Genomic DNA, 19,758 nt, shown 5'->3' with positions numbered 1-19,758 from the left:
CCCGGTCGGTTTTCGGCCAATTAAGTTGCGTACAATTCAATTGCTCGCTATGTTTATTGTATCTGCCTATTATTCGGAGCCCGTCCCATGACCGACAACCTGCTCGACATCCCGTGTACCACGATCAAAGGGGAACAAAAGACCCTTGCCGATTACGCCGGCAAGGCGGTGCTGGTGGTCAACACAGCCAGCAAATGTGGCTTTACCCCGCAGTACAAGGGACTGGAAGCGTTGTGGCAGACCTACAAGGATCAAGGCCTGGTGGTGCTCGGTTTTCCTTGCAATCAGTTCGGCAAGCAGGAGCCGGGCAACGAGGGGGCAATCTCAGAGTTCTGCGAACTGAATTTCGGTGTCAGCTTTCCGCTGTTCAAAAAGATCGACGTCAATGGCAGCGACGCCCATCCGCTGTTTATCCAGTTGAAGAAGCGCGCTCCCGGTGTGTTGGGGTCCCAGGGCATCAAATGGAACTTCACCAAATTCCTGATCGGTCAGGACGGTAAGCTGGTCAAGCGTTTTGCCCCCGCGACCAAGCCGCAAGACCTGACGCGCGAGATTGAAGCACTGCTCAAATGAATGATCTGTCCGTTGATTCTCTGGCACTGGATGACCAGCTCTGTTTCAAGCTGTACGCGGCCTCCAGGGCGGTGATCCGGGGCTACAAGCCCTTGCTCGAGCCCCTGGGCCTGACCTATCCGCAGTACCTGGTGATGCTGGTGTTATGGGAGTGGCAGCAGCAGCCGCCCGAGCAACCCACGGTCAAGGCGTTGGGCGAACGCCTGGCGCTGGATTCCGGAACCCTGACGCCCTTGCTCAAGCGCCTGGAGCAGATGCAGTTCGTCCAGCGCCAGCGCTCGGCCCGGGACGAGCGCGAAGTGCACCTGAGCTTGTCGCCAGCCGGTGTTGCCCTGCGTGAACAGGTGGGGCCGCTGAAGTCCCGATTATTGTGCGACAGCGGCTTCGACCTGCAGCAACTGACGCAATTGCGCGCGGGCCTCGATCAGTTGCTGGAGCAGATCAAGGGGCTTTCCTGAGCGGTATCCACAGGTCCAGCAGCGCGGCCAGTTCTTCGCGGCGAAAGGGCTTGGCCAGGTAATCGTTCATCCCGGCCGCGCGACAGCGCTCCCGTTCCTCGGGCATGGCATTGGCGGTCAAGGCGACGATCGGCAGGTCCGGCCAACGACCGCTGCGCCGGATGTGCCGGCTGGCTTCATAACCGTCCATGACCGGCATGTTGCAGTCCATCAGCACCAGGTCAAAGTGGCCGAGTTCCAGTTGGTCGAGCGCCTCGGCGCCGTGGGACACCACAATCACGTCGCTGCCCAGTTTGCTCAGCATGCCTTTGGCCACCAGCTGATTGACCGGGTTGTCTTCCACCAACAGGATTCGCCCCCGGCGTGGAGGTGACGGCGAGTGATCGGGCGTTGGGCTATCCCCAACGTTTTCCATGTTCAAGGCGCGACGCAAGGTCTGGTACAGCGCATTGCGCGCCAGTGGACGGGCCTGTTGCTGCAGAGGAGCAAGGGCGGCGCTTTCTTCGCTGGGCATGAAGTTGCCGTAGGCGGTCACCAGCAAGATCGGTGCGGCGAACCTCGAGCGCAATTCGAACAGGCAGGGTGGGCAGTCAGTAATCAGTACATCGGGGTCCAGGTCGTGCAGTGAGTCATCGAGGCTGCGCTGTTGGTAATCCAGGCCCCATCCAGGCAACAGGCTGCGCAACAGCTCGGCCAGGCCACTGCTGGCCGACGTGATGGCCACGACCTTGCCGTACAGGCGAGCCGGCGGTGTGGCGCGAGTGTGCGCTGGCAGTGGCAGGTCGGCGCAGAACTGGCTGCCAAAACCCGACTCCGAACTGATGCTCAGTCGGCCCTGCATGGCGTTGCACAGGTTGAAGGTCAGGGCCAGCCCCAGCCCGGTGCCGCCGAACTGCCGGGTAATGCCGGCGCCAGCCTGGGTAAAGGGTTGGAAGATCTTGACCTGGGCATCCTGGGCGATGCCGATACCGGTGTCGCAGACTTCGACCCTGACGCCATCCTCCCGTGTACAGAGGCGCACATCGACCCGGCCGAAACGAGTGAATTTGAGGGCGTTGGATAGCAGGTTACTGACGATTTGCCGAACCCGTGTCGGGTCGCCAATCACCTGGGCGGGAAACTGCGGATCGATCAGGCAGGTCAGCTCGACGCTGGGTGCAGCGTTCTGCGAGAGCAGGTTGGCGGTGTCTTCGATCAATGAGCCGAGGTCGAAGGGAATGTGTTCGAGTTCCAGTTGGCCGGCATCGAATTTCGACAGGTCGAGAATATCGTTGAGCAGTTCTACCAGCACTTTGCCGGAGTCGTGGGCAATCGCCAGTTGCTGGCGCTGCTCGGCATTCAACGGGCTGTCGAGGGACAAGGCGATCATGCCCAGCAGGCCGTTGAGGGGCGTGCGGATTTCATGGCTCATGTTGGCCAGGAACACCGAGCGCGCCTGCGCCATGTCCAAGGCTGTCTGGCGCGCGATCTGCAGTTCCTCGTTGGAGGCCGTCAGGCGCCGATTGATCGCTTTCAGCTCGGCGGTGCGCGACGAAACGATGGACTCCAGTTGCCCGAGGTAGTCAGTCAGGCGATTTTCGGCGGCGCGCCGCTGCTGGATTTCCGTGGTCATGCTTTCGAACTGCTGGTTGGCCACCCTGACCAGCACCCCGATTTCATCGTTCTGATGGTGCACCGGGCATTCCAGCGGTGGTTGCTCGGCGATGCGCGGGTCACGCTCGCTCAGCTCGCGAATGACCCGTACCAGCGGCTTGGTCAGCATCACATAAAATAATGCCAGGAGAATGCCGCTGAGGATCAGGCTGCGGGCGAAACCGTTGAGCAGAGTGACTTCGGCCCGACGCAAGAAACGGCTGCCGAAGGCGTAGGTATCGACTTCCAGTGCCAGGGTGCCGAGGGATTCATCGGGCAGATGTTCGAGGAACAACCGCTCCTTGAACTGGCGATCGGCACCAAACAGGAAGTCGCTGATCACTCGGTAGGTACTGGCCGAAGGGGCACGTTTGACATTGGCCAGCACGGTATTGTTATTGTCGGTCAGTTGCGCGCCAATCACTGCAGGTGAGCGCAACAGGCCAAGCGTCAACTCCTGAGCCAGTTCGGCGTCTATGTTGTAGGCGATCCGGGAGGCGGGACTGTGGCTGATTTCCAGCAGCGACAATATTTCCCGGTTGATGGAAGCATCTTCGCTGGCATAATCGATGCCTATCTGCAGCAGACTCAGCAGCATACCCAGGACAAAACCGACCAGCACGGTGAGCTTGGCTTGCTTGTAGGACAGGCGGTTGGTGAACTTGATATCCATTGGGTGCGCAGCCACTTTCGTTTCCCTTCTGGGCCAAGCATAGCTGATCGTTACCGGGTTTTGCCGACGCGTGCAGCGCTCTGGCTCGCGACCCGGGACGGTGTCTGGCGCCAGGAGCGGGTTGGTCTGCCCATCATTACTGTGAACTGCCTTGAGGAGAAGACGTGGACTCTCGATTGAATGCCTTTCTTGAACGCGCTGATGCGGTTCTGGCTCGTATCGAGCCGCTGCTGCCAGCGCCACGCAGTGCCATCGACTGGACACAATGCCTGGCTGCCCGCTGGCAGCGTGAGGGACGCAGCGGTTTTCTGCTGCCACTTGAGGTCAGCCTGGATATGCGCCTGAGCGACCTGATCGGGGTCGACAAGCAACTGGAACAGTTGGGCCGCAATACGCGCCAGTTCCTCGATGGCATGCCCGCCAACCATGCCCTGCTCTGGGGCTCGCGAGGGACGGGCAAGTCTTCGCTGGTGCGCGCGCTGTTGGCCGAGCATGCCAAGGGCGGGCTGCGCTTGATCGAGATCGAGCGAGATCACCTGGCGGACTTGCCGCGGGTGGTCGAGCAGGTTGCCAAGCTGCCGCAACGCTTCGTGCTGTTTTGTGACGACCTGTCCTTCGAGGCGGGCGAGGGCGACTACCGGGTGCTCAAGAGTGTGCTCGACGGCTCGCTGGAGCAGGCCCCGGACAATGTCCTGTTGTATGCCACCTCCAACCGGCGTCACCTGGTGCCGGAAAAGGAGAGCGATAACGAGAACTGGAAAAGGGTCGACGGTGAGCTGCACCCCAGTGAGGCGGTGGAGGACAAGATCGCGCTGTCGGATCGTTTTGGCCTGTGGCTGTCGTTCTACCCGTTTACCCAGGAGCACTTCCTCAACGTGGTCGAACACTGGGTCGGCGAGTTGGCCACCAAGGCCGGCCTGGCCTGGCAACGGGATGAAGAGCTGGAAATCCTCGCGGTGCGCTGGGCTACTGGCCGTGGTAACCGCAACGGGCGATGCGCCTATCAGTTCGCCCGCTATTGGGTCGGGCTCAAACTGTTGGAGCAGCAGGCATGATCGATTTGCAAAACAGCGGCGCGGGCCTGGAGGGTTATGGCCTGCTGTGCGCACAGCTGGAGTCGTTGCTGGCCGATGAGCGAGATTTTATTGCCAACGCCGCGCAGTTCTCGGCGTTCCTGTTCCATCAGCTCGAAGACCTGAACTGGGCCGGGTTCTACCTGAATCGCAATGAAGAGTTGGTGCTCGGGCCGTTCCAGGGCCAGATAGCCTGCGTGCGGATCCCCTTTGGTCGCGGTGTTTGTGGCGCTGCGGCGGCCACGCTGACGACTCAGCGGGTAGAGGATGTGCATGCGTTCGCCGGGCATATTGCCTGTGACAGTGCCTCGAACAGTGAGTTGGTGGTGCCACTGGTCAAGGACGGTCGGCTGATCGGCGTGCTGGACCTGGATAGCCCGTCACTGGCGCGCTTCAGCGTCGCTGACCAGGCCGGTATCGAGCAACTGGCCGCGATCTTCCTGCGCCTGACCGACTGCTGATCAGCTAACCAGGCCTGCTTTGGCGAGCAGGCTTTGTCGGTCCACGGCATCGATTTGTACCGGGTCGAGGTATCTGTCGGCGTACTGCTGATAGATCTGTTCCTCGATAAACAGGGCAAACAGCTGCGGGTCGATATGGGCATCACGGCACATGAACGCCATGATGCCGAGTGCCTCACTGAGGGTCTTGGCCTTCTTGTAGGGGCGGTCTGCGGCAGTCAGCGCTTCGAAAATATCGGCAATCGCCATCATCCGCGCCGGCAGGCTCATCTGTTCCCGTGTGAGTCGTCTCGGATAGCCGGTGCCGTCCATTTTTTCGTGATGCCCGGCGGCAATTTCCATGACGTTGCTCAAGTGCCCGGGGAAGGGCAGGTGGCTAAGCATCAGGATCGTCTGCACCATGTGATGGTTGATGATGTAGCGCTCCTCGCAGGTCAGCGTGCCGCGGGTGATGCTCAGGTTGTACAGCTCGCCACGGTTGTATTTGTGCGGCGGAACGTCGAGTTTGAAGCCCCAGGGATTGTCCGCGGGCATTAGCTCGGCACTGTTGCGTTCGAACAGGTGTTCGGGCTTATCCGCCAGCAGCGGCTCGCTGACCGGCAGCACGGGAGTCGGGGTGCGAGCCTGGCGGCGGTTCTCCTCCCAGGACAGGCCCAGCCGGTCATCCAGCGTGCGGGTCCAGGTGCGTTGGGCAATATTGTGCAACCGTTGCAGGTCGCCTTCGGCCATGGCCTCGCCCCCCAGGTTACTGCGGGCGACAAAGGCAAAGTCGTCGTCGAGGGCGGCGAGGCTGGCGTCGCGCGTTGCAGCCAGTGTCTGCCCGTCGCCGCCTTGGGCGAGCCCTTGCCAGTAGTCGATCCAGGCATCGCGCTTGAGTACTTCGAAGCGGGTGCGGATTTCATGCAGGCGATCGGTGAGGGTCTCAAGCTTGGTGGCTTTGTCGACCACGTATTCAGGTGTGGTGACTTTTCCACAGTCGTGCAACCAGGCGGCAATGTGCAGCGCTTCCCATTCATCGTCGGTGGGGTTGTAGCGTTCGAATTCCGGGGCCCGGCTGGCGGCGGCGGCCTGGGCGAGCATCAGGGTCAGGGCGGGTACCCGCTGGCAGTGGCCGCCGGTATAGGGACTCTTGGCATCGATCGCTCCTGCCAACAACTGAATGAAGGCGTCCAGCAGCTGTTTTTGCTTGTGCTGCAGGCGCTGGCTTTCGATGCTCACGGCCGCAGCGCCGGAGACCGCCTGGATGAAGGCGATCCGGTCAGGGCGCAGCTTTTCGAGGTCCGCTTGCGCACCGCTGTCGGCCAGCAACAGGATCAGCACGCCGACGGTTTCGTTATGGCGATTGTGCAGGCGAATGCCGACCAGGTGCACGCTGGGGCACTGCAGCGCCAGCATTACACTTTGCAGGTCGCCTGCCTGCTCGAATCCCAGAGTCGTCACCAGGGCGTTCTGGCTCGCCAGTGGGTGCAGCCAGGCAGGGGCCTGCGTGTCGTCAGGATCATGACTCTTGACGTTGAATGCCGAAAGGTCGCGCGATTCACCCTCGATGAACAAGCCATGGGGCTGGAGGCGGTTGCCTTCATTTTCCCGCAGGTATATCAGTCCCGCCTGGGCCTGGCCTATCTTCACGGTTTCCGCCAGGACTCGAAGCAGCAGCGGCTCGAAGCGGGTTTCCGCCGATAGGCTGTCGGTGATTTCAAAGAAGCTGGCCAGGGTCGCTTTCATGCGCGCCATGGAGACGCTGAGTTGGTCGACTTCCAACACCGGCGAGCGGCGTGCAACCGGGTAGTTGAAATCAAAACTGCGAATCGCGTCGGCTTCCTGCACCAGTGCCCGTAATGGCTTGACCAGGATACGCGAGGTCAGCCAGCCCAGTGGCACACACAGTAACAAGATGGCCAGGGTCAGTAGGGCGCCCTGCCAGCGCATTCGATAGGCATCGACCAGCAACTCCTCTTCGGGAACCATCACTGCCAGGTTCAGTCCCCGCGGGCCACCTTCCTGGATGCTGCTGCGAGCAAAGATCCATTGGCGGTTGCCGACCTCCAGGCGATTGCCACTGGCCGGGTGCATAAACAGGGCTGCCAGGGCCGGGCTCAAGTCCTTGACCTTGGCCAGGTGGGCCTTTTGATCATCGATGATCAGCTTGCTACTGTCGGGGTAGGCGACGGCATTGCCGTCGCCATCGAACAGCACGACTTCGGTGCCGGGTGTTACCTGGTGCTTGGCCAGGGTGGCGGACAGCTGGGCCAGGGTCAGGTCGGCACCCACCACGGCATTGGGGCCGCTGTGGCGGGCGAGCGTCGTGCCGATGTTGTGGGTCGAAAAGAAGATGTAGGGTTCAGTGGTGATCTGCTCTTCGCTGCTGTTGGCCCGGTCGAACCAGGCCCGGGTGCGAGGGTCATAGGCCTCCTGCGGATTATCCAGGCGCCCGATCTGGTTGAGTGTCGCGTCATAGAACAGTGATTGTGAGCGGGTTTGCCCGGTGAGGCTGTCACGATCGATGCTCCAGACCTGAAAGGCGGCTGCATCAGGTGCCTGCAGGGTTTTTTTCAGGGCATCGCTGCGTAATGGGCGGACCATGAAAAAATCGCCATCGGCATAACCGACATATAGCGATGCCAGCTCGGTATTGTCCCTGAGGGATTGGCTGAAGGGTTTGAGCAGGGGCAGCCGGTGCGCCAGGTCCGTTCCCTGGATCGCGGCGCTTTCTGCCAACAGGCTGAGCAATCGTCGAATGGGCTGGTAGGTGGATTGCAGGTCCCTGCGCACGTCCTGGTCTATGCGTTCGAACAGCTTCTCACTGCTGGAGAGGATGATCTCGGTGGTTTGTCGATAATTGAAAATACCCAGCACAACGCCCGTGAACAGCAGCAACAGGGTGAACATCACGCTGATATGCACGTGCAGCGGCAATCGGCGTTTGTCCGGGCGCGGTGGGCTGGGCATTGCAGGCTCTCCATAGTCGATACGCACGGCTCAGCCAACAAGCATAGTTAATGGCACAACGGTCTGCTGTGAATCCTTGAGGCTGTCCGAGCGCCAGGGCCAGCAGGGTTCAAACTGTGGCCCGGGAGATGTCAGGTCGAAGATTGAGCAATCTCTCGTTGCAGTGCCTGCTCCAGTTCCAGCATGGCCTGCTGTATCGCCTCGGTGCAGGTCGCCAGTCTGGCCTCGGTGAACGCTTCGTGGCACATCCGCTCAAGTGCTTCACAGCTGTCCATCAGTCTGGTGGCCTGGACGATGCGGGCCGCGCCTTTGATTTTGTGGGCGATATCGATGAATCCCTCGTGCCCGCTGGCCGGCGACAAGTCGAGCAGTTCTTGGCGATCGAGGCGGTTGCTGTTGAGCAACTCGGTGAGCAGGCGCTGCACCAGTACGGCGAGACGAATGACGGGGTGATCGTCGACAATAAAAACGGTGTTCATAATCAAGTCCCATACGTGCGCAAATAAAGCGAGCACCTTAGCTCAGATAGCAGTAGCGACGTATGAACCGAGGGGGGCAGGAGTGCAATATAGGACGAGTCCTACATAAGAGAAGGCTAGGGATTACGCAGTAGGAAGGAATGTCAGGAGGAAGTCTGCTGTCGAAAGCCTATGTTTAAACTTGTAAGTTGTAACGGGAAGGACGCTTGTAATTGGGTGGGAGACTCAGGGGGGCCAGTAGTGACGATGCTCAGCGATTACGCTGCTCTGACATCAGCAGGTTTATAAGCTCGGTTTTTTTCAGCGGCTTTGCCAGATAACCGAGTAAGGGTAGTCGATGTTCATCAGCGGCTTTTTTCAAAGTGTTTAATTCCAGGCTGTCAAGGCTGCTCAGGAGAATGGCTTGTTGTATTAGTCCCTGCAGGCTCGCAATGCCAATCAGTTCCAGGCCGGGAAGATCTGGAAGGCATTGGTCGCAGAGTAGCAGTTCGAAAGGTTGATGTGCCAGATTCATCTTTTGTAGTGCATTGTCGGCAGTGTCGGCGGTAGTGACTTGGGTAAAGCCGTAACTGTTAAGCAAGCAAAGTGTTGCCCTGAGTTGAAAGGGGTGGTCTTCAACCAGCAGGATGCGTAAGTTGTAAGTTAACATTTGGCTTTCCTGGAAGAGAGATTGGCCTTGGGAGTGTCGGCGTTAGCTTTAATAGGAGAGGGATTATCTTTTTTCTGTTGCTGGATATCTACCGCTGTATTGATTTTTGATCATAGTGTTCAGCATAGAAGCGAAGTTGTATGTGTACCGATACTCTCGTCGTCATTCAATTCGACGCTAACTGTAGGATGATTCCTGGGAGGCGCCGAGGACTGTAATCACCCGTCGCGGCCCAAAGAGGTGGCGCGACGGGTGCATGGGTCACGGTCACGGTCGGCTGGAGCGTCCGGTCATCTCCATGGCCATTTCGCTGGCATAGCTGTCGGTCATGCCGGCTATGAAGTCGATCATGCGTAGAAACGAGGCATGTAGCGGACCGTGTGGATCGGGTGCGTTATTACCTAGCAGATCGAGAATGCGACGGTTCTTGAATGAGGCCGTACCGCCGCCGTGTTGCTCCAGCGCCGCGCCACAGAAGCCGTTCAAGAGTATTTCCAGCGTGGTGTAGGCGCCGATTTCATGCAGGGTCTTGCGTTTATCCTGGAAGATTTTCTTGCGGGCCATGTCCTTGGCATTCAATACGCAACGTTTGGCCGGGCCATGCATGTGCTCTACCAGGTCACCTTGCAGCGTGCCCGCCAGCAGGGCGTCCTGTTGCTCGACGAAGGCCCGTGCCGCGGCGTTGGTCAGGTGTTCAATGGCCTTGCCGCGCAAAATCGCCAGCTTGCGCCGGCGTGAGTCAGAGGGGCCAAGCTGGCGGTAGGTTTCCGGCAGGTCATCGCCCACCAGTCCGAGCAACAGCGATTCGACCTCGGCATATTCCAGCAGCTCCATTTCCAGGCCGTCCTCCAGGTCGATCAAGGCGTAGCAGATGTCATCCGCAGCCTCCATCAGGTAGACCAGGGGATGGCGGGCCCAGCGTTGTTCCTCCAGTTGCGGCAGGCCGAGCTTCTGGGCGATCTGTTCGAGCAGGGGCAGTTCGCTCTGATAGCAGCCGAACTTGTGTTTCTTGTAGCCCAGTGAGTCGGCGTGTCGTGCGGTCCAGGGGTACTTGAGGTAGGTGCCAAGGGTGGCGTAGGTCAGTCGGGTGCCGCCATCGAACTGGTGATACTCCAGTTGAGTCAGCACTCGGAAGCCTTGCGCATTGCCCTCGAAGTTGAGGAAGTCGTTACGTTCCACTTCACTCATTGCATCCAGCCAGCCTTTGTTCGCGGCTTGCTGGAACCAGTAGCGAATGGCGTCTTCGCCGGAGTGGCCAAAGGGTGGATTGCCAATGTCATGAGCCAGACAGGCCGATTGCACCACCATCCCCAAGTCACTGGGCTCGCACCAGTCGGGTAGGGCACTGCGAATGGTTTCACCGACGCGCATGCCCAGCGAACGCCCCACGCAGCTGACTTCCAGCGAATGGGTCAGGCGCGTGTGGATGTGATCGTTGCTGTGAACCGGGTGGACCTGGGTCTTGCGGCCCAGGCGACGGAAAGCCCCGGAGAAAATCACCCGGTCATGATCCTTGTGGAAAGGGCTGCGGCCAAGTTCTTCCGGACTGTGCACAGGTTTGCCGAGGCGTTCACGGTTAAGCAGGGTCTGCCAATCCAAGGCTGATCTCTCCGTCAGGGAACTGATGCGCTAGCTTCCCGGTTCAAGCGCCAGGCTGCAAGCCCGACCGAAGCTCTCGGGCAAGAGGTTCGGTCGGGCTGACAATGATGTGTCGATCAGTCCTTGCGTGAGCTGCCCTGTAGCACCATACGAATCAGTGGCAGCAGCGTAGTGCCCAATTGGACTAGGCGGGTGGCACTGCGTATGCCGCCGCCCTTGGCGCCCTTGCCCGTCAGAAATCCGAGCAGGGTGACTGCAGCCACGCCCCACAGCGGGGCATGCTTGATGCCCAGGCCGTCTTGGAAGCTCTGGCCCATGCCGCGTACACGCTGCAGCGGCTGCAACAATTGTTGCGACTCGTGACGGATTTCCTGGCGATGCATTTCCATGCGCAGGCGCAGCAGGGCCTTGCGCATTTCCTTGCGGGTACTGTTCTTGGGGATTTCAGGCAGGTTCATGGCAGCAGGCGCTCCCGGTCATTGGCCAGCTCTTCGAGGGTCGCGTGGAATGGCGAGGACTCATCGAAAATTGCCGCTTTCAGGCGCATCCCGCAAAACAGCGCGGCGGCCGCATAGAACACGCACAGGCCAATGATCGCGGTCAGGCGGTAAGTGTCCCAGAGCAGAATCATCACCAGTGCCGAAATGCCCACCAGCAACAGCAGGGCGAACACCAGGGCCAGGCCGGCAAACAGCAACAGGCTGACTGTTCGGGCTTTCTGTTCCTGCAATTCGATGCCGAACAGCTCTACGTGGCTGTGCAGCAATCCCAGAAAAGCGGCGCCCAGGCGTCGCGGCGAGGAGCCAGTACCAGTCTCGGACGAGCCGGATTCACCGATAGCCATATCAGCGCCGTGTCGCCAGCAGGCCGATCAGGAAGCCGACACCGGCGGCGATCCCTACGGACTGCCAAGGGTTGGCCTGGACGTAGTCTTCGGTGGCCGTCACGGCGGCCTTGCCGCGTTCGGTCAGGGAGTCCTGGGTCAATTGCAGGGTTTCACGGGCACGCAACAGGCTCTGATGAATCTGGTCACGCAATTCGTCGGCTTGATCGCCAGCCAGGGTCGCGGTGTGCTCGAGCAAACGTTCGGTGTCGCTGACCAGAGTCTGAAAATCATCCATCAGGATTTCTTGAGCAGTCTTTGCTGTTTTGCTGGCCATGGTGATCTCCATAAGTGGCGTGTCAAAGGTTCGAGTATGGGCCTTGCACTAAGGTTCAGTGCAAATGACTGGTACAGCTTTTGCTATGTCCTGGTGCGCCGGGCGCTTCGATTGTCCTGAAACGGGCATGCCTGGCGAAAACCTTAACTCAAATAATAGAAACTCGCGGCAACATCGAAGCAATGATTGATCGCGTTGAAGTCTTTGCGCCAAAACGGTTCACCGTCAAACCGGGTTGAGACCAGGGAAAGTATCAACTTGGTGCGCGCACAGGCTCGACGAACTGCTTTGGTGCTATTTGCGGTTTGAAGGTCTGCCAATCCCATGGAAAATGTGCAAAGTGCAGTGGCCACCCTGGTCCATAGCTCCAATACCCTGTTCATCCTGATTGGCGCGGTGATGGTCCTGGCCATGCATGCCGGTTTTGCCTTTCTTGAAGTGGGTACGGTTCGCCAAAAGAATCAGGTCAATGCCCTGTCGAAGATCCTCAGCGACTTTGCGGTCTCGACACTGGCCTACTTCTTTATAGGCTACTGGATTTCCTACGGGGTCAATTTCCTGCAACCGGCCGCCGTGCTCAGCGCCGATCACGGGTATGGCCTGGTGAAGTTTTTCTTCCTGCTGACCTTTGCCGCCGCCATTCCAGCGATTATTTCGGGAGGGATCGCCGAGCGGGCGCGCTTCGTTCCGCAACTGTGCGCGACGGCGTTGATCGTGGCGTTTATCTACCCATTTTTCGAAGGCATGGTCTGGAACGGCAATCTTGGCCTGCAGGCCTGGTTGCTGGAACAGTTTGGCGCCAGCTTCCATGACTTCGCGGGCTCCGTGGTGGTGCATGCCATGGGCGGCTGGCTGGCCCTGGCGGCAGTGCTGCTGCTTGGGCCACGTAACGGGCGATACCGCGAGGGGCGACTGGTGGCGTTTGCGCCGTCGAGCATTCCGTTTCTGGCCCTTGGCTCGTGGATACTGATCGTTGGCTGGTTCGGCTTTAACGTCATGAGTGCACAAACGCTGCAAGGGGTCAGTGGCCTGGTAGCGGTCAACTCGTTGATGGCGATGGTCGGCGGCACCATGGCGGCCCTGATCGTCGGACGTAACGACCCAGGGTTCCTGCACAACGGTCCCTTGGCCGGGCTGGTGGCCATCTGTGCCGGCTCCGACCTGATGCACCCGGTCGGTGCGTTGGTCACGGGGGCCATTGCCGGCGCCCTGTTTGTCTGGTGTTTTATCGCAGCGCAAAACCAATGGAAGATCGACGACGTACTCGGTGTCTGGCCACTGCATGGCCTATGCGGGGCCTGGGGCGGCATCGCCTGTGGGATTTTCGGCCAGACAGCATTGGGCGGCCTGGGTGGCGTCAGCCTGATCAGTCAATTGATCGGCACCGCGTTGGGCATTGTTATCGCGCTACTGGGCGGACTGTTGGTATACGGAGTGATCAAGCGCGTGTACGGACTGCGCCTGAGCCAGGAAGAGGAGTACTACGGCGCTGACCTGTCGATCCACAAGATCGGCGCGGTCAGTCAGGACTGATGGCGGGGGGGCCGTGCTCGACGGTTATTGGTGGCCAGCCTAGAATGAACACCCATTCTTTCGCGGTCCGTCTGTCATGCCCCCTGAATGCCAGTTGTTCGGCACCCTTGCCTGCCACCTATGTGAACTCGCCGAAGCGGAACTGATGCCGCTGGTCGAGCACGGCCTGTTAGTAGAGCTGGTGGACATCGCCGATAGCCAGCAACTGTTCGACGCCTATGGCCTGCGGATCCCGGTGCTGCGCCGGGTCGATACCGGCGCGGAACTGGGCTGGCCCTTCGACGCCGAACAAGTCGTCGCCTTCCTGCGCTGATTCCTGGAGCCAGTTCAGCACCATGCACTCCGTTTGTCGTGTCCCACGCGACATGCATTGGCACCCATCCGGATATTCGGTTACTGTATGTGCATACAGTTATCCGGGAGGCCGCCATGTCCCTCACCTTGCTCGCCAGTACCCAGCGCCTGCACTTGCCCGATGCCGATGAGCTGAGCCTCAGCGCCGTGCATTGTGCCGCCGAAGTTCGAGGCCAGAACTTCTCCCTCGACCGAATTGTCGGCCTGGGCGCGCCCCAGGTACGTGCGGTGCTGGTGGAAGACGACAGCTTGCTGGGCTTTGGTATTTATCCAGGTGACCGCCTGATCGTCGATCGTTCGATCAGACCGGTTCAGGATCAGTACGTGGTGGCTCACCTCGATGGCGACAACGAATATTGCGTGCGCTTGCTGGCGGCCGACCCCAAGGGCGGGCTGCTGCTCAAGGCTGCCCGGCCCTCGGTGGCCTCGGTTGCTTTCGACGATCTCGACCCGGCCCCGATCTGGGGCGTGGTGCTCTGGGTGGTCAGCTATGTGGGACGTGGCTGAGGGCGGTCCAGCAAGCATCTGCATAAAGCGTCAGGCATCAGCGGGCGCATACGAAACAGGAGTGATACAGCATGGTCAATGTCGAACAGTTGAAAGCCAGCGTGAACCGGATGTCGGCCGACGTGGTGCGTGAGGCGGTTCTGGAGTTGCGGCTCGATGGCCTGGTGACGGAAGGGAAGACCCCATTCAACAAATTGCACTTCAATACCTGCTTTGCGGAAATCGAAGCCTTGTTCCAGCGCGCCGGGTATCACCGGCAACTGGATGTGGTGGGTTATCAGGGTTTGCTCTACGCGCTTTATGATCCCGGGCGCTGGGAAGCGGTGGAGGTATTGCGCTGGTTGAAAGAGTTCACCGAGGCTGCGGCCTTGCGCGAATCAATGGCCACCTGTGGGGCCTGAACCACGGCGGCACGGAATCTTCCCTAGGTGGGCTCCAGCTGTTGCTGGATAATGCTCGTCTGCATTAACCGCAAGAGCCTGTGTATGTCCACTTCATCATTTTCCGCCGCCCAGAGCCAGGCCAGCACGCTGTACCTGCCACCGGGTTCCTGGGTCACCGTGCTTGACTGCCTGTGCGAACACTTCAGTGCCATTGGGCGCGAACAGTGGCTGGACCGGATCGCCCGTGGTCGCGTCCTCGATGCCCAGGGCCAGGCGATTACCCTGGACCTGGCCTACAAGGAAGGCTTGCGGATCCATTACTTTCGCGAAGTGCCGGACGAAAAGGTCATCCCGGTTCTGGAAACGATCCTGTATGCCGACGAGCACCTGATCGTGGCGGACAAACCGCATTTTCTACCAGTGACGCCAGCGGGTGAATATGTCGAGCAGACCCTGCTGCGCCGCTTGATTCGCCGCCTGGACAATCCCCATCTGGTGCCGTTGCATCGCATCGATCGGCACACCGCCGGGCTGGTGCTGTTTTCCGCCAATCCGCAAAGCCGTTCGGCGTATCAGTCGCTGTTTCCAACCCGCAAGATCGACAAATACTACGAAGCCATTGCCCAGGCGTTGCCCCAGCTGGCATTTCCCTTGGTCCACAAAAGCCGGCTGGTGGATGGCGAACCCTTCTTTCGCATGCAGGAAGGCCCGGGGGTGAGTAACACCGAAACGGCGGTGCAGGTCCTGGAAAAGAATGGCGACCTCTGGCGGTACGGCTTGTCCCCGGTGACCGGGAAGAAGCACCAGTTACGGGTGCACATGACTGCGCTAGGGGCGAGCATCTGCAATGACCCGTTCTATCCGCAGGTACTGAAGGATGTCGAGGACGACTACGCCAATCCGCTGAAGCTGTTGGCCAGGGGGTTGCGCTTCAGCGATCCGCTGAGCGGTGTAGAGCGGGTTTTCGAAAGCCGGATCAGACTGGCCTGGTGAGTCTTCGCCATAGGTATTGCACAACAGGTTTTTCCGTCTCCCAGATACGACAACGCCCGCGCAGGGCGGGCATTGTCGTGCAGCCGTAGAGGCCGAGGGTTACAGCTCTTTAACGGTGCGAACCTGATCCTTGTTGATGCGGGTCTGCTTGCCGTCCAGTTGTTCGAACTCGTAGAAGCCCGACTCGGAATCGAATCTAGGGCTATCGACAGACTGGATTTCGCGACCGTCATTCAAGGTGATGACTGCAGGCGAGGAGCAACCAGCAAGGGTGGCCAGGCCCAGAGCAAGCATGAAAGTGGCGAGGGTCCGTTGAGTCATGAGATGTCTCCGCAAATGAATTCTTTTAAGTACTGGACTTGAGACGTGTGACACGCCGGCAAGTTCCTTGGCGCCGTCATTCTGACACGCTGGCGTGCAGGCTTAACAGCTCGGGCGTATTGAGGTTGGCCAGGCGCTGATCATGGTCCGGGCACTGCATGGCCAAAGCACCCAGATTACGCATGATACGCCCAGGACTGCGCTCACCGGTATTCCAGGCGCTTTCAAACGCCTGCGCAAGCGCTACCGGGATCACGCATAACAACGGTTGCCAATGTTCACCCTGGCGCAGCATCAAGGGGGTGGCCGGGTGCTGGCTGGCGGCTGCACGCATGTCGTGCACAAGCTGGGCATCAATGCGCGGCACATCGCACGGTAGCACCAGCAGATGGGCGTGCCGTGCCGCCGCCAGGCCCGCGCGAATGCCGGCCAACGGTCCAGGGAAGTCGGCAATCTCGTCGTGCACCAGTTGGTCGGCGTAGGCCGCGTACCGGTGCCGATTGCGGTTGCAGGAGATGATCAGGTCATCGGTCAAGCCACGTGTCAGACGGTGCAGGTGGCTGATCAAAGGCTCGCCCTGCCACTCGAGCAAACCCTTGTCCTGGCCGCCCATGCGCTGGCCGCGTCCGCCTGCCAGGAGCAGGATCGAGCAGGGTGGTAGCTGAACATTCAAGGGCATGGCGCTACTCCATCGGGGCGGCAAAAAAACAGGGCGCTGTGATATAACACCGGGCTGTTTCTCCTACAACTGGACGAGCCTATGAAAGCCAAGGCTGATGTACCTTTCGCCCCGCTGAACATCGCGGTGCTGACTGTCAGCGACACTCGCACACTGGACACCGATACCTCGGGACAGGTCTTTGTCGACCGTCTGGGCGCTGCCGGCCATCACCTCGCTGCACGGGTGCTGCTTAAAGATGACTTGTACAAAATACGTGCGCAAGTAGCCACCTGGATTGCCGACGACGTGGTGCAAGTGGTGCTGATTACCGGCGGGACTGGCTTCACCGGACGCGACAGCACCCCGGAAGCCGTCAGTTGCCTGCTGGACAAGCAGGTCGATGGCTTCGGCGAGTTGTTTCGCCAGATATCGGTGGCGGACATCGGCACCTCGACGGTGCAGTCCCGCGCGCTGGCCGGCCTGGCCAATGGCACCCTGGTGTGCTGCCTGCCGGGCTCCACCAATGCGGTACGCACTGGCTGGGATGGAATTCTGGCCGAGCAGTTGGATGTCCGTCACCGGCCGTGCAACTTTGTCGCCCATTTGAAGCAGGCGGCACCTTGTGAATCCCGTGGGTAAGCCTGGCAAGACCGGCAGCTTGATGCCAGTCGAAGTAGCATTGGTGCGCCTGCTGGAGATGGCCGAGGCTGCGCCGATTGTCGAGTTTGAGCACCTGCCGTTGGCGGCCGCTGAAGGCCGGGTGCTGGCCGAGGATCTGCTCTCGAGCCTCGATCTGCCGCCGTGGCCCAACAGTGCCATGGACGGCTACGCCGTGCGCGTCGCCGACTGGACAGGCGAACCATTGCTCGTCAGCCAGAAGATCTTTGCCGGGATGGCTCCCGAGCCAATGGCTCCAGGTACCTGTGCGCGGATCTTTACCGGTGCCCCGGTGCCGGCCGGTGCGGACTGCGTTGAAATGCAGGAAAACACCGAGGTCCTGGCCGATCAGCGGGTGCGCTTCAGCGAGCCATTGCACGTCGGGCAGAACATTCGCCCGCAAGGGCAGGAGACCACCGTGGGCGAACGGGTGCTGAACGCCGGTACTCGCCTGGGACCGATCGAACTTGGCCTGGCCGCATCATTGGGCAATGCCGAGCTGCGGGTGGTCCGCAAAGTGCGGGTCGCCGTGCTGTCGACAGGGGATGAGTTGGTGGAGCCGGGGCAGGTACTCGGGCCTGGGCAGATCTACAACAGCAATCGGGTGCTGCTGTGCAGTTGGTTGCAGCGCCTGGGGTGTGAGGTGCTGGATGCGGGCATCTTGCCGGACAACCTGCAGGCCACCCGCGAGCGTCTTGCGCAACTGGGCAGCGTCGACCTGATCCTCTCCACTGGCGGGGTGTCAGTCGGCGAAGCGGATTTCCTTGGTATTGCGCTGCGCGAGGCGGGTGAATTGGCGTTATGGAAGCTGGCGATCAAACCCGGCAAACCCCTGACGTTTGGGCACTTTCAAGGTGTGCCGGTGATTGGCTTGCCGGGCAATCCGGCGTCGACCCTGGTGACCTTCGCCTTACTGGCGCGGCCCTATCTGTTACGACGCCAGGGCGTCACGGAGGTGACCCCGCTGCAGTTCCAGGTCCCGGCAGGGTTTGCCTGGCCCAAGGCCGGTAACCGTCGCGAATACCTGCGTGGACGCCTGGAGCAGGGGCGGGCAGTTGTCTATCGCAACCAGAGCTCCGGAGTGTTACGCAGTGCCGCGTGGGCCGAAGGGCTGGTCGAGGTGCTGGAGGAGCGCACCCTGGTCGAAGGTGATTGGGTGAACTTCATTCCATTGAGTGAAGTGCTTGGCTGATTCGCGCCAGGCCCGTGCTGCAGCCCGGGTCTGGCGCATGCTTAGTTGAGTAGTGTCAGCAGTTGATCGAAGCGGCTGTTGGCAATCCAGCTGGCGAGACCGATGATCACGATGAGGATGCCGGTCGAGTAGGCAACCCTGTACCTGATAGCTTGCAACTCGTCCCGGGCCTGGTAAAGGTTCTTGTGCAGTGACTTGAGATGGGCCTCCAGTTCTGCGATACGAGGTTCCATGTCGCTTCCTTCGGCTGGTATGGACGTGCAACGGGTTGCCGAGTCTGGGTCGCCCTTGGGGGTTGTCGGTGCAGGTTTTTTTGTTGTGAAGCGGGTCAGGGTCTGGAGGGCGGTGCCATTCATAAGTATTCACTTCCTTGTGTATTACCGATCTGTTCCTGAGATGCCTGGACACAAGGTGTTCCAATATCAATTCAGCGTCAATTAGGCCGATTCGTCACAGGCTGTAAGAAAAAACTCGAAACTTATCGCGGTCGTTGGCTCTTTCAGTCGCGTGTGTGGTCAACATTTGCCAGAGGCCTTAGATCAACCGGGGAGATGACGATGAGTGAGCGCAAGGCGCTGTTGATTTTGCACGGTAAGCAGGCACTCAACGAAGAGGTCCGTTCGGCGGTCGAGGAAAAGCGCGAACAAGGCTGGGAACTGGCGGTGCGCCTGACATGGGAAGCCGGGGACGCCCAGCGTCTGGTGCAAGAGGCACTGGCTGCCGGCTTTACCCGATTGATTGCCGGAGGTGGCGACGGTACCTTGCGCGACATCGCTGAAGCGCTGGCGGCGCAGACTGATCAAGCTAGCCTGGTGCTGCTGCCGTTGGGTACAGCCAATGACTTTGCGCGCGCAGCAGGGGTTTCCCTGGTACCGCGAGAGGCGCTCGCGTTGCTCGACGTGCCGGCGCAACCGATCGACCTGGGGGAAGTGGGCGGTCAGGTATTTCTCAACATGGCGACCGGCGGATTTGGCAGCCAGGTGACGGCGAACACCTCTGAAGACCTGAAGAAGATGCTGGGCGGGGCGGCTTACCTGTTCACCGGACTGTCGCGCTTCAGCGAGTTGCATGCCGCCTACGGCGAGTTGCAAGGTCCCGATTTTCACTGGCATGGGCAGTTACTGGCACTGGGGATCGGCAATGGCCGGCAGGCCGGTGGCGGGCATGAGTTATGTCCGCAGGCGCTGGTCAATGACGGCCTGCTGGATGTCAGCATCCTCCCGGCACCGCAGGATGTCGTGGGCACGCTCAAGGATTTGTTGGCGGACGGTTGGGGCATCGACAACATGTTTGTCCGCGCGCGCCTGCCATGGGTCGAGATCAAGGTCTCGGAGGGGCTCTATATAAATCTTGATGGCGAGCCACTGGAAGGCGAGAGCCTGCGCTTTTCGGTGCGTCCTGGCGCATTGCGCGTGCATCTACCCGCGGACTCGCCTTTGCTCAAGGCGTGA

The 19,758-nt window shown here is 60.2% G+C and carries 23 protein-coding genes; 12 read left to right on the top strand and 11 right to left on the bottom strand.

The window, feature by feature from the left end; all coding sequences use genetic code 11:
• Nucleotides 1-87 precede the first annotated feature (87 nt).
• Nucleotides 88-573 (top strand): glutathione peroxidase, encoded by a 486-nt coding sequence (locus tag QMK50_RS06090; RefSeq protein WP_320332774.1) that lies wholly within the window; start codon nucleotides 88-90, stop codon nucleotides 571-573.
• On the top strand, nucleotides 570-1,031 hold the full coding sequence (locus tag QMK50_RS06085) for a MarR family winged helix-turn-helix transcriptional regulator (protein ID WP_159997277.1): 462 nt from the start codon (nucleotides 570-572) through the stop codon (nucleotides 1,029-1,031). Before QMK50_RS06090 ends, QMK50_RS06085 begins: the two co-directional genes overlap by 4 nt.
• Here QMK50_RS06085 and QMK50_RS06080 read toward each other — a convergent pair.
• A complete protein-coding gene (locus QMK50_RS06080; protein ID WP_320334497.1) occupies nucleotides 1,015-3,336 on the bottom strand; it encodes a response regulator in 2,322 nt (773 codons plus the stop codon). The genes QMK50_RS06085 and QMK50_RS06080 overlap by 17 nt on opposite strands.
• A 164-nt stretch (nucleotides 3,337-3,500) precedes the next feature.
• Between QMK50_RS06080 and QMK50_RS06075 the strand changes: the two genes are divergently transcribed.
• A complete protein-coding gene (locus QMK50_RS06075) occupies nucleotides 3,501-4,391 on the top strand; it encodes an ATP-binding protein (RefSeq protein WP_095168139.1) in 891 nt (296 codons plus the stop codon).
• Complete coding sequence (locus QMK50_RS06070; protein ID WP_320332773.1) at nucleotides 4,388-4,870, top strand: GAF domain-containing protein; 483 nt, start codon at nucleotides 4,388-4,390, stop codon at nucleotides 4,868-4,870. Before QMK50_RS06075 ends, QMK50_RS06070 begins: the two co-directional genes overlap by 4 nt.
• Here the strand turns inward: QMK50_RS06070 and QMK50_RS06065 are convergent, their stop codons facing one another.
• From QMK50_RS06065 to QMK50_RS06035, 7 genes are all read right to left on the bottom strand, one after another.
• Nucleotides 4,871-7,819, bottom strand: a complete 2,949-nt coding sequence (locus QMK50_RS06065) for an HD domain-containing phosphohydrolase (protein ID WP_320332772.1) — start codon at nucleotides 7,817-7,819, stop codon at nucleotides 4,871-4,873.
• 131 nt (nucleotides 7,820-7,950) lie between these two features.
• Entirely contained in the window at nucleotides 7,951-8,298 is a 348-nt protein-coding gene (locus QMK50_RS06060; RefSeq protein ID WP_320332771.1) for an Hpt domain-containing protein, read from the bottom strand.
• Between the two features lie 250 nt (nucleotides 8,299-8,548).
• Nucleotides 8,549-8,947: a response regulator gene (locus tag QMK50_RS06055; protein ID WP_159997269.1), complete on the bottom strand. Its 399-nt coding sequence runs from the start codon at nucleotides 8,945-8,947 to the stop codon at nucleotides 8,549-8,551.
• Between the two features lie 267 nt (nucleotides 8,948-9,214).
• Nucleotides 9,215-10,546: a deoxyguanosinetriphosphate triphosphohydrolase gene (locus QMK50_RS06050; RefSeq protein WP_095168150.1), complete on the bottom strand. Its 1,332-nt coding sequence runs from the start codon at nucleotides 10,544-10,546 to the stop codon at nucleotides 9,215-9,217.
• 116 nt (nucleotides 10,547-10,662) lie between these two features.
• Nucleotides 10,663-11,004: a hypothetical protein gene (locus tag QMK50_RS06045; protein WP_320332770.1), complete on the bottom strand. Its 342-nt coding sequence runs from the start codon at nucleotides 11,002-11,004 to the stop codon at nucleotides 10,663-10,665.
• Nucleotides 11,001-11,390, bottom strand: coding sequence for a phage holin family protein (locus tag QMK50_RS06040; RefSeq protein WP_095168154.1), 390 nt, complete (start codon nucleotides 11,388-11,390; stop codon nucleotides 11,001-11,003). The genes QMK50_RS06045 and QMK50_RS06040 overlap by 4 nt, the downstream gene beginning before the upstream one ends.
• A 1-nt stretch (nucleotide 11,391) precedes the next feature.
• Entirely contained in the window at nucleotides 11,392-11,706 is a 315-nt protein-coding gene (locus tag QMK50_RS06035; protein WP_095168156.1) for a DUF883 family protein, read from the bottom strand.
• Nucleotides 11,707-12,030: 324 nt separating this feature from the next.
• Between QMK50_RS06035 and QMK50_RS06030 the strand changes: the two genes are divergently transcribed.
• The 5 genes from QMK50_RS06030 (at nucleotide 12,031) to QMK50_RS06010 (ending at nucleotide 15,476) form a co-directional block, all read left to right on the top strand.
• Entirely contained in the window at nucleotides 12,031-13,239 is a 1,209-nt protein-coding gene (locus QMK50_RS06030) for an ammonium transporter (RefSeq protein ID WP_320332769.1), read from the top strand.
• Between the two features lie 76 nt (nucleotides 13,240-13,315).
• Nucleotides 13,316-13,552 (top strand): glutaredoxin family protein, encoded by a 237-nt coding sequence (locus QMK50_RS06025; protein WP_095168160.1) that lies wholly within the window; start codon nucleotides 13,316-13,318, stop codon nucleotides 13,550-13,552.
• A gap of 116 nt (nucleotides 13,553-13,668) precedes the next feature.
• Entirely contained in the window at nucleotides 13,669-14,100 is a 432-nt protein-coding gene (locus QMK50_RS06020; protein ID WP_159997263.1) for a LexA family protein, read from the top strand.
• Between the two features lie 71 nt (nucleotides 14,101-14,171).
• Entirely contained in the window at nucleotides 14,172-14,501 is a 330-nt protein-coding gene (locus QMK50_RS06015; RefSeq protein ID WP_095168163.1) for a transcriptional regulator, read from the top strand.
• An 84-nt stretch (nucleotides 14,502-14,585) separates the two neighbouring features.
• Nucleotides 14,586-15,476 (top strand): pseudouridine synthase, encoded by an 891-nt coding sequence (locus tag QMK50_RS06010; RefSeq protein WP_095168165.1) that lies wholly within the window; start codon nucleotides 14,586-14,588, stop codon nucleotides 15,474-15,476.
• 99 nt (nucleotides 15,477-15,575) lie between these two features.
• Here the strand turns inward: QMK50_RS06010 and QMK50_RS06005 are convergent, their stop codons facing one another.
• Nucleotides 15,576-15,797: a YgdI/YgdR family lipoprotein gene (locus QMK50_RS06005; protein ID WP_095168167.1), complete on the bottom strand. Its 222-nt coding sequence runs from the start codon at nucleotides 15,795-15,797 to the stop codon at nucleotides 15,576-15,578.
• A gap of 76 nt (nucleotides 15,798-15,873) precedes the next feature.
• Nucleotides 15,874-16,476, bottom strand: coding sequence for a molybdenum cofactor guanylyltransferase MobA (gene mobA / locus QMK50_RS06000; protein WP_320332768.1), 603 nt, complete (start codon nucleotides 16,474-16,476; stop codon nucleotides 15,874-15,876).
• A gap of 81 nt (nucleotides 16,477-16,557) precedes the next feature.
• On the opposite strand from mobA, the gene moaB reads away from it, so the two are divergent.
• Together moaB and glp are read left to right on the top strand one after the other, a co-directional pair.
• A complete protein-coding gene (moaB, locus tag QMK50_RS05995; protein ID WP_095168171.1) occupies nucleotides 16,558-17,097 on the top strand; it encodes a molybdenum cofactor biosynthesis protein B in 540 nt (179 codons plus the stop codon).
• 22 nt (nucleotides 17,098-17,119) lie between these two features.
• Nucleotides 17,120-18,307 (top strand): gephyrin-like molybdotransferase Glp, encoded by a 1,188-nt coding sequence (gene glp / locus QMK50_RS05990; RefSeq protein WP_320334496.1) that lies wholly within the window; start codon nucleotides 17,120-17,122, stop codon nucleotides 18,305-18,307.
• A 41-nt stretch (nucleotides 18,308-18,348) separates the two neighbouring features.
• Here glp and QMK50_RS05985 read toward each other — a convergent pair whose 3' ends face one another.
• Nucleotides 18,349-18,540, bottom strand: a complete 192-nt coding sequence (locus QMK50_RS05985; RefSeq protein ID WP_095168175.1) for a hypothetical protein — start codon at nucleotides 18,538-18,540, stop codon at nucleotides 18,349-18,351.
• A gap of 324 nt (nucleotides 18,541-18,864) precedes the next feature.
• Between QMK50_RS05985 and yegS the strand changes: the two genes are divergently transcribed.
• Nucleotides 18,865-19,758 (top strand): lipid kinase YegS, encoded by an 894-nt coding sequence (yegS, locus tag QMK50_RS05980; protein ID WP_159997255.1) that lies wholly within the window; start codon nucleotides 18,865-18,867, stop codon nucleotides 19,756-19,758.

The sequence above is a fragment of the Pseudomonas sp. P5_152 genome (genome assembly GCF_033989915.1).
GTDB lineage: Bacteria > Pseudomonadota > Gammaproteobacteria > Pseudomonadales > Pseudomonadaceae > Aquipseudomonas.
This window is presented reverse-complemented; position numbering and strand designations above follow the sequence as displayed.

Excerpts from the sequence above, each read along its gene's own strand:
- QMK50_RS06090 (WP_320332774.1), top strand. The coding sequence starts at position 88 with ATGACCGACAACCTGCTCGACATCCCGTGTACCACGATCAAAGGGGAA.
- QMK50_RS06085 (WP_159997277.1), top strand. The coding sequence starts at position 570 with ATGAATGATCTGTCCGTTGATTCTCTGGCACTGGATGACCAGCTCTGT.
- QMK50_RS06080 (WP_320334497.1), bottom strand. The coding sequence starts at position 3,336 with ATGGATATCAAGTTCACCAACCGCCTGTCCTACAAGCAAGCCAAGCTC.
- QMK50_RS06070 (WP_320332773.1), top strand. The coding sequence starts at position 4,388 with ATGATCGATTTGCAAAACAGCGGCGCGGGCCTGGAGGGTTATGGCCTG.
- QMK50_RS06065 (WP_320332772.1), bottom strand. The coding sequence starts at position 7,819 with ATGCCCAGCCCACCGCGCCCGGACAAACGCCGATTGCCGCTGCACGTG.
- QMK50_RS06060 (WP_320332771.1), bottom strand. The coding sequence starts at position 8,298 with ATGAACACCGTTTTTATTGTCGACGATCACCCCGTCATTCGTCTCGCC.
- QMK50_RS06055 (WP_159997269.1), bottom strand. The coding sequence starts at position 8,947 with ATGTTAACTTACAACTTACGCATCCTGCTGGTTGAAGACCACCCCTTT.
- QMK50_RS06045 (WP_320332770.1), bottom strand. The coding sequence starts at position 11,004 with ATGAACCTGCCTGAAATCCCCAAGAACAGTACCCGCAAGGAAATGCGC.
- QMK50_RS06040 (WP_095168154.1), bottom strand. The coding sequence starts at position 11,390 with ATGGCTATCGGTGAATCCGGCTCGTCCGAGACTGGTACTGGCTCCTCG.
- QMK50_RS06035 (WP_095168156.1), bottom strand. The coding sequence starts at position 11,706 with ATGGCCAGCAAAACAGCAAAGACTGCTCAAGAAATCCTGATGGATGAT.
- QMK50_RS06030 (WP_320332769.1), top strand. The coding sequence starts at position 12,031 with ATGGAAAATGTGCAAAGTGCAGTGGCCACCCTGGTCCATAGCTCCAAT.
- QMK50_RS06025 (WP_095168160.1), top strand. The coding sequence starts at position 13,316 with ATGCCCCCTGAATGCCAGTTGTTCGGCACCCTTGCCTGCCACCTATGT.
- QMK50_RS06020 (WP_159997263.1), top strand. The coding sequence starts at position 13,669 with ATGTCCCTCACCTTGCTCGCCAGTACCCAGCGCCTGCACTTGCCCGAT.
- QMK50_RS06015 (WP_095168163.1), top strand. The coding sequence starts at position 14,172 with ATGGTCAATGTCGAACAGTTGAAAGCCAGCGTGAACCGGATGTCGGCC.
- QMK50_RS06010 (WP_095168165.1), top strand. The coding sequence starts at position 14,586 with ATGTCCACTTCATCATTTTCCGCCGCCCAGAGCCAGGCCAGCACGCTG.
- QMK50_RS06005 (WP_095168167.1), bottom strand. The coding sequence starts at position 15,797 with ATGACTCAACGGACCCTCGCCACTTTCATGCTTGCTCTGGGCCTGGCC.
- mobA (WP_320332768.1), bottom strand. The coding sequence starts at position 16,476 with ATGCCCTTGAATGTTCAGCTACCACCCTGCTCGATCCTGCTCCTGGCA.
- moaB (WP_095168171.1), top strand. The coding sequence starts at position 16,558 with ATGAAAGCCAAGGCTGATGTACCTTTCGCCCCGCTGAACATCGCGGTG.
- glp (WP_320334496.1), top strand. The coding sequence starts at position 17,120 with ATGCCAGTCGAAGTAGCATTGGTGCGCCTGCTGGAGATGGCCGAGGCT.
- QMK50_RS05985 (WP_095168175.1), bottom strand. The coding sequence starts at position 18,540 with ATGGAACCTCGTATCGCAGAACTGGAGGCCCATCTCAAGTCACTGCAC.
- yegS (WP_159997255.1), top strand. The coding sequence starts at position 18,865 with ATGAGTGAGCGCAAGGCGCTGTTGATTTTGCACGGTAAGCAGGCACTC.